Annotated in this window: 16 protein-coding genes; 4 read left to right on the forward strand and 12 right to left on the reverse strand. The window is 41.2% G+C overall.

Annotation, left to right across the window (positions count from 1 at the left end):
* Positions 1 to 63: 63 nt before the first annotated feature.
* A complete protein-coding gene (locus tag UP17_RS16900; RefSeq protein WP_061464136.1) occupies positions 64 to 1854 on the reverse strand; it encodes a M3 family oligoendopeptidase in 1791 nt (596 codons plus the stop codon).
* A 160-nt stretch (positions 1855 to 2014) separates the two neighbouring features.
* On the opposite strand from UP17_RS16900, the gene UP17_RS16905 reads away from it, so the two are divergent.
* On the forward strand, positions 2015 to 2317 hold the full coding sequence (locus UP17_RS16905; protein ID WP_061464137.1) for a hypothetical protein: 303 nt from the start codon (positions 2015 to 2017) through the stop codon (positions 2315 to 2317).
* Positions 2318 to 2512: 195 nt separating this feature from the next.
* Here the strand turns inward: UP17_RS16905 and sigK are convergent, their stop codons facing one another.
* A complete protein-coding gene (gene sigK / locus UP17_RS16910) occupies positions 2513 to 3235 on the reverse strand; it encodes an RNA polymerase sporulation sigma factor SigK (protein WP_061464138.1) in 723 nt (240 codons plus the stop codon).
* Between the two features lie 187 nt (positions 3236 to 3422).
* On the opposite strand from sigK, the gene UP17_RS27760 reads away from it, so the two are divergent.
* Entirely contained in the window at positions 3423 to 3611 is a 189-nt protein-coding gene (locus UP17_RS27760; RefSeq protein WP_141133596.1) for a hypothetical protein, read from the forward strand.
* Between the two features lie 381 nt (positions 3612 to 3992).
* Here the strand turns inward: UP17_RS27760 and UP17_RS26800 are convergent, their stop codons facing one another.
* From UP17_RS26800 to UP17_RS29585, 7 genes are all read right to left on the reverse strand, one after another.
* Positions 3993 to 4133 (reverse strand): YrzI family small protein, encoded by a 141-nt coding sequence (locus UP17_RS26800; protein ID WP_081108862.1) that lies wholly within the window; start codon positions 4131 to 4133, stop codon positions 3993 to 3995.
* Positions 4134 to 4619: 486 nt separating this feature from the next.
* Positions 4620 to 4886 carry a YrhC family protein gene (locus UP17_RS16915; protein WP_061464139.1) on the reverse strand — a complete coding sequence of 89 codons (267 nt, stop codon included), beginning with the start codon at positions 4884 to 4886 and terminating at the stop codon, positions 4620 to 4622.
* A 115-nt stretch (positions 4887 to 5001) separates the two neighbouring features.
* A complete protein-coding gene (locus UP17_RS16920) occupies positions 5002 to 6138 on the reverse strand; it encodes a bifunctional cystathionine gamma-lyase/homocysteine desulfhydrase (protein ID WP_061464140.1) in 1137 nt (378 codons plus the stop codon).
* Position 6139: 1 nt separating this feature from the next.
* Positions 6140 to 7066 carry a PLP-dependent cysteine synthase family protein gene (locus tag UP17_RS16925; protein WP_061464141.1) on the reverse strand — a complete coding sequence of 309 codons (927 nt, stop codon included), beginning with the start codon at positions 7064 to 7066 and terminating at the stop codon, positions 6140 to 6142.
* A gap of 94 nt (positions 7067 to 7160) precedes the next feature.
* On the reverse strand, positions 7161 to 7856 hold the full coding sequence (gene mtnN, locus UP17_RS16930) for a 5'-methylthioadenosine/S-adenosylhomocysteine nucleosidase (protein ID WP_061464142.1): 696 nt from the start codon (positions 7854 to 7856) through the stop codon (positions 7161 to 7163).
* 16 nt (positions 7857 to 7872) lie between these two features.
* A complete protein-coding gene (locus UP17_RS16935; protein ID WP_061464143.1) occupies positions 7873 to 8511 on the reverse strand; it encodes a class I SAM-dependent DNA methyltransferase in 639 nt (212 codons plus the stop codon).
* Positions 8512 to 8551: 40 nt separating this feature from the next.
* Positions 8552 to 8677, reverse strand: coding sequence for a hypothetical protein (locus UP17_RS29585; protein ID WP_318681100.1), 126 nt, complete (start codon positions 8675 to 8677; stop codon positions 8552 to 8554).
* 628 nt (positions 8678 to 9305) lie between these two features.
* Here UP17_RS29585 and UP17_RS16940 point away from each other — a divergent pair.
* Complete coding sequence (locus tag UP17_RS16940) at positions 9306 to 9518, forward strand: DUF2536 family protein (RefSeq protein ID WP_061464144.1); 213 nt, start codon at positions 9306 to 9308, stop codon at positions 9516 to 9518.
* 67 nt (positions 9519 to 9585) lie between these two features.
* Here UP17_RS16940 and UP17_RS16945 read toward each other — a convergent pair whose 3' ends face one another.
* From UP17_RS16945 to greA, 3 genes are all read right to left on the reverse strand, one after another.
* Positions 9586 to 10275, reverse strand: coding sequence for a YrrS family protein (locus UP17_RS16945; RefSeq protein ID WP_061464145.1), 690 nt, complete (start codon positions 10273 to 10275; stop codon positions 9586 to 9588).
* A gap of 87 nt (positions 10276 to 10362) precedes the next feature.
* The gene (locus tag UP17_RS16950) at positions 10363 to 12114 is read right to left on the reverse strand and encodes a peptidoglycan D,D-transpeptidase FtsI family protein (protein WP_061464146.1); all 1752 of its coding nucleotides are present in this window, start codon (positions 12112 to 12114) and stop codon (positions 10363 to 10365) included.
* A 122-nt stretch (positions 12115 to 12236) separates the two neighbouring features.
* Positions 12237 to 12713, reverse strand: coding sequence for a transcription elongation factor GreA (gene greA, locus UP17_RS16955; protein WP_056528546.1), 477 nt, complete (start codon positions 12711 to 12713; stop codon positions 12237 to 12239).
* A gap of 1579 nt (positions 12714 to 14292) precedes the next feature.
* Between greA and UP17_RS16965 the strand changes: the two genes are divergently transcribed.
* Positions 14293 to 14706 (forward strand): hypothetical protein, encoded by a 414-nt coding sequence (locus UP17_RS16965; RefSeq protein ID WP_061464148.1) that lies wholly within the window; start codon positions 14293 to 14295, stop codon positions 14704 to 14706.
* The last annotated feature ends 4 nt before the right edge of the window (positions 14707 to 14710 follow it).

Consider the following 14710-nt stretch of genomic DNA (forward strand, 5'->3'; position numbering starts at 1 on the left):
AGAAAGCGGATGTCCTTAACTCGGACATCCGCTTTTTTTGTTCATATTCACCCTAAACTTATTTTATGCCTTTCGGACAAGCGGATCGGTCAAACGCATGAATTCTTCTACATCCTTCATACAGGCATTAACAGCTTCTTCCCAAAAATCCCGGGTCGTCAAATCGACGCCTAAATGTTTGTCCGCCAAATCCTCGACCTTCATCGAACCAGTATCCTTTAATAGGGCGATATATTTTTCTTCGAATCCTGCCGGTTCTTTCAGGGCATTCGCGTAAATGCCTAAAGAAAATAAGTAGCCGAATGTATACGGAAAATTATAAAATGGTACATCTGTAATATAGAAATGAAGCTTTGAAGCCCAGAACGTTGGATTATAATCACTTAATGCATCACCATAAGCTTCTTTTTGTGCATCAACCATCAGTTCATTCAATCGTTCGGCACTGACATATCCTTGTTTCCTCTCATCATAAAATCTTGTCTCGAATAAGAAACGGGCATGGACATTCATCAATAATGTTACGGAACGCTGAATTTTATCTTCTAAAAGAACCAGCTTTTCTTCCTCACTTGCCGCTTCCTTCATGGCAGCATCCGATACGACCATTTCAGCAAAAGTAGAGGCAGTTTCAGCTACGTTCATTGCATATGATCGGTTCAATGGATGGATTTCCCTCATCGCATAAGAATGGAACGCATGCCCCAATTCATGGGCCAATGTCGATACATTTGAAGGGGTACCCGAGTACGTCATGAAAATTCTTGACTGCTTATTTAAAGGAAAGCCCGTGCAAAAACCGCCTGGCCTTTTACCTGGTCTGTCCTCCGCTTCAATCCAGCTGTCCTCAAAAGCTTTTTGGGCGAAATGTGCTAATTGAGAGCCGAATTTAGAGAATTGCTGAACGATGAAGTCTGCACCTTCTTGATAATCCATTACTTTGGATTCTGCTGTAACAGCGAGCGGTGCATCCAAATCCGCCCAACTTAATTTATCCAAATCAAGTAACTCTGCTTTCCTTTGCAAAAATCGCACAAGCGGCTCCTTATGATCGGCAATTACATTCCACATGCTTTCGAGGGTTTCTTTTTTCATCCTCCCTATTTCCAGAGGCTGCTTCAAAATATCATCCCAGCCCCTTTTATCATTCACACTGAGACGAAATCCTGCTAGGTGGTTCAAAGTCCGGGCAAAAAGGTCACTTTTCCCCCCCCAAGCTTGTTCCCAAGCAGTAAATAATTCTTTCCGGGCCTTTCCATCAGGATCCGAAAATTTATTCGCCGCTTGGCCTACAGAAAGATTTTCACCCTTATGAGGGATAGTCATTGAACCAACGATCGTATCATACATTTGGCTCCAGCCTTCGAAACCGTCCATGGACAATTGAGTGATTAATGATTCTTCCTTAACTGAAAGCTTTTCCTTTGCCCGTTCCCGACGTTCGTTCAATACGAATTTCAATTCATTCAAAGGTTCTTTTTCAAGGATTTTTTTAAAAAACGCATCATCAAGCTGTATCAACTTTTCATCCAGCTTGCTTAACACCATTTTTAGTGAAGCGACTATCTTCATTTGTTTGATCCGCAGCTGACCTGCCTTTTTATCCTGCGCATTTTGAGCTTCCAGGCATCCGATGAAAGCACCTGCCTGAGACGATTTCATATTTGTATTTTTAAAAAAATCAAATGCCTGGATTAAACTTCCACCATCGTTTCCTTCTGGATTGATTTTGCTAACAAGCCGGTCCAATTCCCCTACCTCTTCGTTAATTTCATTTAAGAAAAGCAGGAACTCCTTAGAAGAGCTTCCCCCTTTAAAAAAGATATCCAAATCCCACGTCAAAGAATATCCCATACTGCATTGCCCCCTTTTTATCAATAATCCTATTATAGAGCTTTATTCAATATTTTTCTAATTTAAAAGAATTTTCAGTATACTTCAGAACATTTTTGTTTATCCCGCAATAAAAGCATGATATGATGAATATATTCTTCGGAAAGGGGTGGTTGATTGTATGAAATTCTTTATCCACTTGTCTGCTATCGTCCTAATTCTATGGACACTGCCGATACAGTTCCATCATCATGGACAGCAGCTAACCCTTGAAGAGCACATTGATGTTCATCACTGGGAAAAGGCCGACAAGAAACTGCCTTTCGTCCCTTTCCTTAGTTCCTGGCAGTCCATTATCATTATTATCATTTTTGAATTTTCCATTTTAAGTTTCCTTTATTTTCATTCAAATCTTCGCCGACGATATCTCAGTCCAGTTTTTTTTCAGGCGAATTACGTTGCCACACACTCTGACATTTTATAAAAAAAATAAAATCGAGGAGTGATTAATATGTGGTTCAGACTTATTATGATAGGGGTATTTTCTTTAACCGCTTCACGTATGTTCCTTTTTCAGGGGATCGAGATTTATCATGCATTTGCAGATATGATCAGAAATAAATATTAAAAAAAAAGAGTGCAGGGGAATTCCCCCGCACTCTTTTTAATTTTAGCATTCCTATCCTTTTGCTTTCTTTTCCTTCTCTTTTTCTGCCCTGTAAAATTCGTGGAACATCTTCATCAAGGCACGCTTTTCGATCCTTGATACATAACTGCGGGAAATGCCAAGCTCTTTAGCGATTTCACGCTGGGTTTTTTCCTTTTTTAAATCCAGTCCGAACCTGCCGACAATGACTTCCTTTTCCCGTTCATCCAAAATATCAATATACTTTTTCACTTTTTCAATTTCCATATTAAGCTGAATCGTATCGATGACATCTTCCGATTCCGATTTCAGTACATCGATTAAACTGATTTCATTTCCCTCTTTATCCTGACCGATTGGATCATGCAGGGAAATATCTTTTTTCGTTTTCTTAGTCGCTCGTAAATGCATTAAGATCTCATTCTCAATGCATCGCGCCGCATATGTGGCCAGCTTCGTACCCTTCCCATCCGAATAACTCTCAATGGCCTTTATCAAACCAATTGTTCCTATTGAAATCAAATCCTCTGTATCTTCGCCCGTATTCTCGAATTTCTTGACGATATGGGCAACAAGCCTGAGATTATGCTCGATCAGGATGTTACGGGCATCACCATCTCCCTCACTCATAAGCTTCAGATATTTCTTTTCATCCTGAGATGACAAGGGCTGGGGAAAAGCGTTGTTTTTCACATAGGAAACTAATAAGTAAAATTCTTTGATAATATAGCCGACAGCTGTAAGTATTCCGGGCATTGGTTTCATCCCCCGTTTCTTTGCTTCCCTATTCATACCTATGCAACTGTGGGCTTGTACGTGTCTGTCCCACTGAAAGAAATCATGAAGTATTAAATGTTCAAACCAGAATGGGTGAATTCTCAAACGGACGAATACTAACGTACATATAATGAAAGTGAATTTTTAAGGAAAGGAGGGTTTTAGGATGGGATATAACTTTGGACCATACGGTTGCAGCTATGGTTATCCGCCTCCTGCACCTTGTTGTGAAGGATCCGGTTACTTGTTTAGTTATGGCCTGTTTATTGTCCTCTTGATTTTATTGCTCATTTTCGGGTTTTGGTGGTTCCCGGGATGTGGGTTTGGTTATGGCGGACCAGGTCCGTGCTGCTGATGCAAACAAAGAAAAAAACTCGGCCAGAGTGCCGAGTTTCCCCTTTTACATATTCATTTCAGCGGATGATAGGCTCAACGGAAACATTTACGGATATCTCAGTTCCGATGACCTCAGTGTAAATTAGCGTCATCTGCATTGAGAACATGATGGATCACTCCTCACCGCGATTCATCATGTTTCCAACATCCTTTTCCGCTGTTTAGGTGAACATTTTTTTATACAAACCATGTCTATACTGTGAAACGTCGGCAAACCCGTTAGCCGGTATCCTTCTCCTGCCAATAGCAACGCTTCTCTCCTTTTACATATACCAATTTATCCATATTACCCTCCCACCTTTCTTAAAAATCATTTATGGAATACCAACCTCATATCTCTTTAGAAAAAAGGACGATGCTTCAGCGCTTTATCTAGATGTTCTTCTCGGATCTTGTGGATTCTCTCCTGTTGCAAACATTCCTCGGCAGTCATTTTTTTCAATTTAATCGTGATGGTGAAGAAAAGCATATTCAGTGTCATAATATCACCTCCTTTAAGGGAGCGGCCCAACAAAAAGGCATAAAAAGGCCGCAGAAAGTTACGTCCTCCTGCGGGATTTTTTAAATATAAAAAGGCCGCAGGATAAAACACTTCTCCCTGCGGCCGCTATGTCTGAATGATTAATAAAGCCAAATTGCTTTAGAAATATTCCGCTTGGCACAGGTCGAATGGTATGTGATTGTTATTTGAAACGGACCGGCTGATCTGATTTGTGACGATTCCATATAAATACAATTTCATTTTCCTCGACCTCCCTTTGGAATATTTTATATTACCTGGTAAGTATATCCACAAATTCGATATTTGTAAACGGCTTTTGCCCATTTTTTTGAAATTTCTTTCTTTCTTCCTATTTCCACTTAGCCATTATCACTTAAATGAGGCAATGGGTAGGATATATCTACCCATATAACGGGCAATAAGATAAACAAAAAAACCTGATTCTTGAAAGAATCAGGTTTTTTTCTATTGTTGTAAAGAGTCCTGGTCATCCATTTCCGCCAGGGTCTTTTTATATTTTTTGGATAATCGGAAAAATACTATGGATATGCCAAGGAACATTATTGTCGCTCCCATATAGACATATGTGTCAATCATCGCTTTGTCGCCAGTGGGAAGGATGGTTCCTAAATAGAAGAACGAGCCGGCACATAGCAAGGTGATCGCAAATTGTTTAAAATCGACCATTTTCGAACGCAGCATTGCAGCCGTTTGTTTTTTGCGGTTTTTCATGCCATTCCACCTTCTTTCAAGCTAATAAGATATCGATATCTCATTTTACCATATTCATTCCAAATGACAGGGTGTAAATAATGGCAGCAAGCTATGAAGCGGTCCCTCTTCCGATTTATCCTTTTAGCGCTTGTTCCAAGTCTTCCAATAAGTCTTCAACGTCTTCCAGACCAACTGAAATACGAATCAACCCATCTGTTATTCCAAGCTCTGCACGGCGCTCTGCCGGAATCGAGGCATGCGTCATCAAGGCCGGAATCGAAATTAAGCTTTCCACTGCCCCTAGACTTTCAGCAAGTGTGAAGAATTTCACTTTACTCAAAACCGATTCGGCTTTTTCGGCACTGCCGACATCGAATGAAACCATACCGCCGAAGCCACGCGATTGTTTTTTTGCAATATCATGGTTTGGATGGTTTTCAAGACCTGGGTAATAGATTTTCGAAACGCCTTCATGCCCGGATAGGAAACGGACGATACGAGATGTATTTTTTTCATGTTCTTCCATTCGAATTCCCAGCGTTTTAATTCCACGCATTAGCAACCATGAATCTTGGGGCCCTAGCACGCCCCCTGTAGAGTTCTGGATGAAATGAAGATCATTGCCAAGTTTTTCATCATTCACCACGACAAGGCCCGCTACAACATCGCTGTGTCCCCCCAGGTACTTCGTAGCGCTATGAAGCACGATATCGGCTCCAAGTGTAAGTGGATTTTGCCAATATGGTGTACTGAAGGTATTATCCACAATGGTGAGGATGCCGTTTTCTTTAGCTATTTTTGATACCGCCTCTAGATCAGTGATCTTCAATAATGGGTTCGTCGGGGTTTCAATGAAAAGTGCCTTCGTATTATCCCTGATCTCTTTTTCGATCGAGTGTATGTCACTCGTATTGATGAACGTAGCTTCCACCCCGAAGCGGTTAAGAACTTTCGTGATGACCCGGAAGGACCCTCCATAAACGTCATCTGTCATCAATACATGATCACCTTGACTGAACAGCATCATGACCGCCGTCATCGCTGCCATTCCTGACCCGAAGGCGAATCCTCTTTCTCCATCTTCGAGGTCCTTGATCAATTCCTCGAGGGCATGGCGGGTTGGGTTGCCCGTACGGGAATATTCATATCCCCGATGATTCCCCGGACCATCCTGCTTATAGGTGCTCACTTGATAAATCGGCACCGAAACCGCGCCTGTTTTTTCATCACCAAAAATGCCGCCATGGATCAATTGTGTTTTTTTTCTCATTTTATATACCTCCCTGATAAATTTTTTTGCTTAAGTATCGTTCACTGGAATCCGGAAATACGACGACGATATTCGTCCCCCGGTCAGCCTTGGCCGCTTCTTTCATGGCCGCTGCAAATGCCGCGCCGGAAGAACTGCCGACAAGCAAGCCTTCTTTCATCGCCAATTCCTTCACCATATGGAAAGCGTCACGATCACTTATCGTATGAATCTGATCAAAATACGTCTCATCCATATAAGCAGGTAAAAATTCCATCCCTATCCCCTCGGTTTTATGGGGTCCTGCGTTGCCTCCGTTTAAAATCGATCCTTCTGGTTCGACTATGACCGTTTTGACAGAAGCTTCATTCTTTTCTTTTAAATATCGCGATGTTCCCATGAATGTCCCTCCCGTTCCTGCTCCGGCAACAAACACATCTACATCGCCATCCATCTGTTCCCATATTTCAGGTCCCAGCGTTTTATAATAGGCATCAGGATTGGATGGGTTGGCAAACTGTTGAGGACAATAAGATCCTGGAATTTCAGCCAGCAGTTCCTTAGCCTTCGCAATCGCTCCTGTCATTCCTTCCTCTGTCGGGGTCTGGATCACTTTGGCCCCAAGGGCACGCATCAATTCCTGTTTCTCGGCACTGAATTTCTCCGGAACACAAAATATCACGTCCACTCCACTGTTTATTGCCGCCAACGCCAAGCCAATCCCAGTATTTCCGGCAGTCGGTTCAATGATTGTCCCACCCTTTTTCACCTTCCCTGTCTGTAACGCTTGGGCTAAAAGTTCTTGACCAAGCCGGTCCTTCACACTGCCTCCCGGATTAAAGTATTCCAGTTTGGCAAAGATACGGACTTCATCTGGAAGCGGGAAATGGGTTATTTCCATCATCGGCGTTTCCCCGATCAACTCATGAATGTTTTTAAAGACTTTCATATTCGGACATCCTTTCATAGTTATCCTACCAATTTAATAAGAATTATGCAATAAAGAATAATCAGCGGAAAGACTTCCGCTGATCACTAATCATTCATTTCATTTTTTCAACCATTTTCAATATCAGTGCCGCTGAATGTAGAGCCGCCGTTTCCAGGAATTTATCAAAGGAAATATTGGACTCCTTACCTGCTATATCCGAAAGGGAACGAATGATGACAAATGGTGTTTTGAATTGGAAGGCTACCTGTGCAATGGCTGCCGCTTCCATTTCCACCGCGTATAAATCGGAAAATTTCCCTCTGACGAATTCAACCCTGTCTGGATCATTCATGAAAGAATCCCCCGTCACGATCAGCCCTTTCGCCACTTGCATATTCTCTATTTCTTTAGCTGCTTCTTCTGCGATTGCAAGAAGTTTTTCATCAGGGATGAAAGCTGCAGGCAGCTGAGGGACTTGACCGTACTCATATCCAAAAATCGTCACGTCCACATCATGATGGCGAACTTCCGAGGATATGACCACATCCCCGACATTCAGTGCTGTATGATAACCGCCGGCAGAGCCAGTATTTATGACCGCATCCGGTTTGAATTTTTCTAAAAGGATCGTAGTGGACATTGCCGCATTCACTTTACCTATTCCCGATTTAAGCAAAATGACCTCGATACCATTCAGTGTGCCTGTATTGAACTCGGAACCGGCAATGGTCACCTGCTCCAAACCTTCCAATTTATCACGTAAAATTGTAACTTCTTCTTCCATTGCTCCGATTATGGCTACTTTCATTAGTAAAAACCTCTTCCTATAATTTTTCCGCCTCCATAATCCAGACAAATTGATTGCAGCGCTCGAAGTTCACTTTATATCCATTTGCTTCAAGTGCTTTTTCCAAAAAAGGAATCGTCGTATAATATTCCGTTTGCAAATCGTTCGCCAAATTATGAAAGCCCGCCTGCCTTGCATCAGAAATCGCTTGTTCATGCGCTTCCCTGGATTGATACATCGTATCCGCAAACACTATTTTACCACCAGTATTCAGTAACTTTCCATAGCTGGCTATCGCTTTTTCTTTTTCTTCATCGGTTAAATGATGAAACGCGTACGTACTCACGATCGAATCAACCTGTTCCGGCTTCGGAAAATCGATAAAATCGCCATCTACAATTTCTGTTTTCCCTTGCAACTTGCTTACCGCTATTTCCCTCATGGCAGGTGATGGCTCGATTCCCGATACCTTCAGGCCTTTCTTCAAAAGCCTTTCCGTCAAATTCCCGGTACCTACGCCAAACTCAAGCACATGGCCATGAACCCGATTGGTGACGCTGTCCAATATCCTATCATAATGTTTAAAAACCTCTTGATACTCAATATCGTGTCCACCAACCGTATCATCATACGATTTCGACCATTCCTCAAATAAATCTATAAATTCTCTGCCCATTTTATATACCACCCTGATAAATTTTTTTCTAAAGTATCGTTCACTGGAATCCGGGAATATCACAACGATATTCGCCCCCACTTGAAGCCTTGGCTGCCTCCTTCATGGCCGCTGCAAATGCCGCGCCAAAAGAATTGCCGACAAACAGGCCTTCTTTAATCGTCAATTCCTTCACCATATGGAAAAGCTTCACGATCGCTTATCGAATGGATCTTATCAAAATTCGTTTCATCCATATAGATAGGTAAAAATGCCATCCATATCCCCTTGGTTTCCTCCCGGATTAAAGTATTCCAGTTAGCCAAAGATACGGACTTCATTCAGTAACCGGAAATGCGTGATTTCAAATCACCGTCGTCTCCCCAATCAACTCATGGATGTTAGGAAGGACGGTCATATCAGGATACCTTTCTAAGTTATCCTACCAGTTTAGTGAGGTTTATGCAATATAGAATAATCGGCGGAAAGGCTTCCGCTGTTCAATAGATTCCTTGTACCTACGCCTGCCTTGTAGCACGTGACCATAAGCCTAATTGGTGAACTTTCCAATAGCCTATCAAAATGTTTAATAACGTCTTGATACTCAATATCGTGTCCACCACCGTATCATCATACGATTTCGACCATTCTTCAAATAAATCTATAAATTTCTCTGTCCCTATGATTAGATAATAAAACCTATCAGCATAATATGAAATAAACACAAAAACAGTTCTTGTTTTTTAGGCAAATCCATTCATTCAGTTCAGATTGGTGTTAAACTAACAGTATCTAAATGTTGGAGGGGAACAGTCATGAGTTTTCAACTAGACTTAAACTTATTCGAAGATAAAATAGAATTTTTCGAGGCAGAAAGCATTAAAAACCTCGAGGAAAAAATTCAATCACAAATTGAAATCAATAAAGCGATCATGCTTCAGGTTCAATCCGTATCACATCAAATGTATGTAAGCGAGGAAGGCAGACGTTTTTACAGTGCAGTCGTACACTTTAAAGCAAAAAAGTGACCACAATGAAAAACCCCCGAAAAGTGGAATTCCTTTCGGGGGTTTTTCGTTAATATTTTTTTATCCATTACCTTTTATCGTTTGTTTTCAGCTCTTCGACTTTTACAGGCTTCCAACCTGATCCGTCCACCCATTCGATATGGACCCGGAAGGTTTTTGGACTGTTCCCCTCAGAAACGGTACCGATCGCCGTATTAGGCGAACCGCCGTTTTGAAGCCACCAAAGTCTCATGCTTCCTTCATCGATTCCGGCTCCAAGAGCAATGGCCTTCCTCATTTCATTCCAATCGACTGAGCCTTTTTGGAAGCTTGTAGTGTGTTCCCCGGATTGTTCAGTTCCAACTGGTTTCCAGCCCTCACTCGTATATGTAGCCGCGACATTGCCATCTCCGCTGCCTTCCACTTCCACAAGTTTGGCATCCCCTGCTTTTTCTGGGTCTGTTCCATCTTCAGACTTCTCTTCGGTATCTTCCTCCGTTGCTTTGCCATCTTCTTCTGTTGCTTTACTATCTTCTTCGGCCACTTCCTTCCCTGAATCGGTTTCTTCCTCTTTCCCAGCAGGTTTGTCCACTACTTTCCCCTGTTTATCGGCGATTTGCTTTTGTTCAGTCGTGGCTTTTTTTGATTCAGTGCCACCATCACTTAAGAAAATGGTGACAGCAACAATGACGATTAAAATGGAAACGATGGTGATTGCAATATTATATATTTTATTTACTTTTCTTTTTTGATCTCTCTGATTAAAACGTGAGCCCAAGGTCCATTCCTCCCTTACCATTTCTTACTGCCTCATTTTAACATGATTTAGCTTGAGATAGAAGGGAAGGGTTTCCTACACTTTTCGTCAATTCTCGCTATTGTCCTGGTCCTTGGAGTACAAGACTTTTACAATATCTGAAAAAAGAGGCGTCATGCTGGAACTGTTTTCCTTCGTTTCAAAACTTACGGTAACTAGAGCATATTTGGGATTTTTATATGGAAAGTAGCCTGCAAACCATTTATTGAGCTCCCCTTTTTCAATATTCGTCTGAGCTGTACCAGACTTGCCAGCTACCTCCACAGGCAAATCTTTCAAGGAAGCACCCGTCCCTTTTTCTTCCGTTACGACCTTCCTCAGAAGATACTGCATTTTCATCGTTGTATATGGGGAAAGTGTCTCACCGCCAATACTTTGACCGGGGAAATCGACTACGGTCGTACTATTGTTAAATTCGACCCTAGAAACGGCTTTGACCTGTTCCTTCTTGCCACCGCGGGCAATCGTTGCCATCATATTCGCTATAGCGAGCGGTGTCGTCTGGACATCCTGCTGGCCAATTGCTGTTTTGGCAATCATTTTGGGGTCCTTTTTTAAGCCGTCATCATGCCAGACCTTCCCGGTTTGTTCATGATGCAACTGGGTAACTTTCGTGTGATAAACATCCCCTTGCCAGCCCGTTTCGCCAATCAACCCTAGCATTTTTGCGTATTTATCCAAAAAGTCAGGATTCTTCTTAGAAATTTCCTGTGACAATTCGGCAAACGTCCTGTTACAGCTTTGGGCAAAGCTATTTTCAAAATTAAGCATGCCCAGTTCCCTCTGTTTATCCGTTTTCCCGTCAATCGTTAAATTACAATTAAATGTCCTGGTAGGACTAGCCGCTTCATAATCGATGGCCGCTGCTGCCGTGACCGTTTTAAAGACGGAACCTGGCGTTTTTTGAGTCAGCATCATATTGACGGCCCCTTCGCCATTCGGATCTTTTATATTAAGCGCCGGGCGTGATACCATTGCAACGATTTCACTTTTTTCGATATCGATCAGTACGAGACCGCCTTTTTTTATCCCGCGTTCATCGACGAGCTTCTCCGCTTTTTCCTGAATCTCTTTATCAATGGTCGTTATGACCTTGACTGGGTAGAGGGGATTCGCTGGTTCCACATATTTAACATCGACACCGAACATTGGGCCTCCGCTGGCATCCACGTGAAAAACGAGCTTCGATTCCCCAGCGGAAAGCAAGAACTCATCAAAGGTCCTTTGCAGTCCCGTATTGCCGATTTTCGTTTCAGGAGATAAATTCAGGTCGGGATAACGTTTTTTCTTTTCCGCATCTGATATATTCGTCGTGCCGATCAATTGCGCTGCAGGGGTTTGATCGTGATATAATTTCTCGTTCACGGCAAAGACCCCGGGAATCTTCAATTGATTGATTGCCTTCGATTGGCTGGGCGTCAACTCTATCGGTTCATCTCCGCCAAATACAAATGGTTCATCCGCTTGTTCAATTGCCCGTTTCAACTCCGTTTCCGATCTGCCTATTATCGAGGCAATTTCATCTATAGGCCATGTCATTTTTTTCAAAAATGGAAATAGGACGAGCGTCGGGATCTCTTCATGTGCAAGTGGTTCCCCATTTCTGTCATAAAACTTTCCACGCCCATCATCAATCTTTAATATCTGTGAACGCTGATTCACACTTGCTTCTATTAGGTTCACATCATGCTTTGAAAAAGATTCTGTCGATACAAGTTGGATGTAGGCGAGCCTTCCTATGAGCATCAGCATGAAAGTGGTCAATAAAATAGCCAGCAACCTCATTCGTTTCTTTTTCATAAAATACACCTCGTAACCATTGTTGACGAGGTGCGAATTTTTAAACAATTATGAACAAATTTATCAATTCATTTTTCCGATAAAAAAGAGGATGCCCCTATGGACACCCTCTTAAGCCGTATTTAGCTGATGGAAACAATCTTGACGCTCATTTCGCCGCCAGGTGTCATGATCGATACCTTGTCGCCGACCCTTTTCCCTATTAGGCTTTTCGCGATTGGAGAATCATTGGAAATTTTCCCTTCGAATGGGTCAGCTTCAACACTTCCTACGATGGAGTATGTTTCTTCGTCACCATTTGGGAGTTCTACGAATGTTACCGACTTCCCAAGTGAAACTGTATCTGTATTCGAATCATTGCCTTCAATGATTTTAGCATTACGGATCATGTTTTCGATTGTTGTAATTCGTCCTTCAACGAATGCCTGCTCTTCTTTTGCGGAATCGTACTCCGAGTTTTCGGAAAGATCCCCAAAACTGCGGGCGATTTTAATTCTCTCCACCACTTCTTTACGTTTAACCGTTTTTAATTGTTCCAGTTCCTGTTCAAGCTTTAACTTTCCTTCTTTAGTCATTGGATACTCTTTTTCAATTGCCAAAACCCTTCACTCCTTCTAATTCTTTACAGCAAGCATTCGCTGTGACAAGTTTATGTACTATAAGTGCTTAACCCTAATACTCGAGTCAAAATATATAATTGCGCGAATAAAAAAGTACGCGCATTGATACTAAGAAACATCCGTTCCTTAGTATATAAACCGACTGCGGTGAGCAGCCGGTTCGTTCTGTATCAAGAATAGAGTATTGCGTTTTCCAACATTTGTCCAGTCTTTCCCAATAAATAAATGGGATTTTTTTAAAAAACGGAGGAAAATGGCACATATCATTATTTATGCTATGTTATTACAAAAAAGACTTTTGTTCAAGGATTGTTTGAATTTTTGTCACCATAAGGTCAAACGTTATATGGGATAAGGGGTAGTATTCCATCTAAATCAAGATGCAATACATCAAAGTTTCATGAACACCAATTACCTCTTCTTTTCAGACGATTATGGATATGAATTGATAATCGGTGGGCAATAGGTGGGCAGACCATTCCCCCAAATACAAAAGAGCACAGCGTGCAAAAGTGATGTTTGCCATGATTATTAGGTGACCGTTGCTTTTTTGTTTCCAAGCAAGAGACATTATATTAATGAAGAAACGAATCCATGTAATATCCAATGAAGAATCAAATAAAAACCTATCACCTTTGACAGAAAGAGAGGTAATGAATAAAGCAGTACGTGCTTACTTATAGAGACACTATACGTGCGTCTTAAGCGTGCTGACGTACAGGATAGACTAATTGACTTCGCCGGAAGTTTTAAAACGCCACAGCTGCAAGCAAATCGGTGTGAGCTACATGTGTAAAAATACGATTGCTTTTAACCTGGGAGTTTCATATAAAACAGGCACTGGTTTAATGAAAAAACTTGAAGACCTCGGCATGATCCGAAAAGTACCAAAGAAGAGAAAAAGGATATGATGCTGACAGCCAATGCCATCATTATTCAACCTTTGAAAGATGAAATGTCCCGCAAGACCCCTGTGAAAGTGTCCAGCCTTAGAAAAATAAACGTAAAGCCATTGCTCAATTCTCTTATGTAGATAATTCTCGAGAAAATTCTGTAAAACAAGCAAATTACACAGCCCATTGGGTTCTAGATGTATTTATAGAACCTGTAAGTTCCTTCTGCGAAAAAGCTGAAACCATACAGGAATTCTGGAAGATTATTAAACAGTGTAATAAGGTATTGATTATCCTACAAAATAGCATTCACAGGTATACAGGGAATAGGAATCGGCAACAAAGCGCTCATAGAAATTGCAATGAAGGTGAAAAGCGGGGTTAACCATGCATGAACTTTAATGGAATTGTGAATAAACTGATGGACAAGTTCGCATTTTGATGTGGATTTCATGGGACATTAATATTATCACCTTTTTTATACCACCTAATTCACTTTAACCAGCGGGCGTATGTTGTGCTGACAAAAAAGAGAGAAAATCGATTTTCTAACAGGTCTAATTATTTACCAACATTACTTTTATATTGAACCATTTTATTTACTTTCACATACATTATTTAAGTAATAAGCCCAAAGTCTTTCGGTTAATCGAGGGGGGATTCTAATGAGAAAAAGTTTCAAGCAATACGGTCAAACTCTCCATCTCGTTGGAGGGAATTTAGTATATGTATCTAATATGATTTATCCTATTTATTCGAATGGAATCATTTCTGATCATAATCAATATTGTTTAGATATAAAAAATGCGATAAGTGTAAGTCAAAGCAGTTTACAATCTCTTGAGACCATTTCCCCCCCATATATCTTAGTAACGGAACATGAATTATTAATCAAAACATTCCATGATATATTAGATTGTCTAAATAGTTTAATATCCAGGGTAGAAAATGTTGTACCCACAGAATTAAAAGAAAATGATATTAAAGAGGAAATTTCCCAATTTTTAGTGATTCAGGACTCATTAACTGACATTACAATGTGTTTAATTGAAAAAATAAATTCACAACCAAGAGGGTGAGAAG

The sequence above is a fragment of the Peribacillus simplex genome, assembly GCF_001578185.1.
GTDB lineage: Bacteria > Bacillota > Bacilli > Bacillales > DSM-1321 > Peribacillus > Peribacillus simplex_A.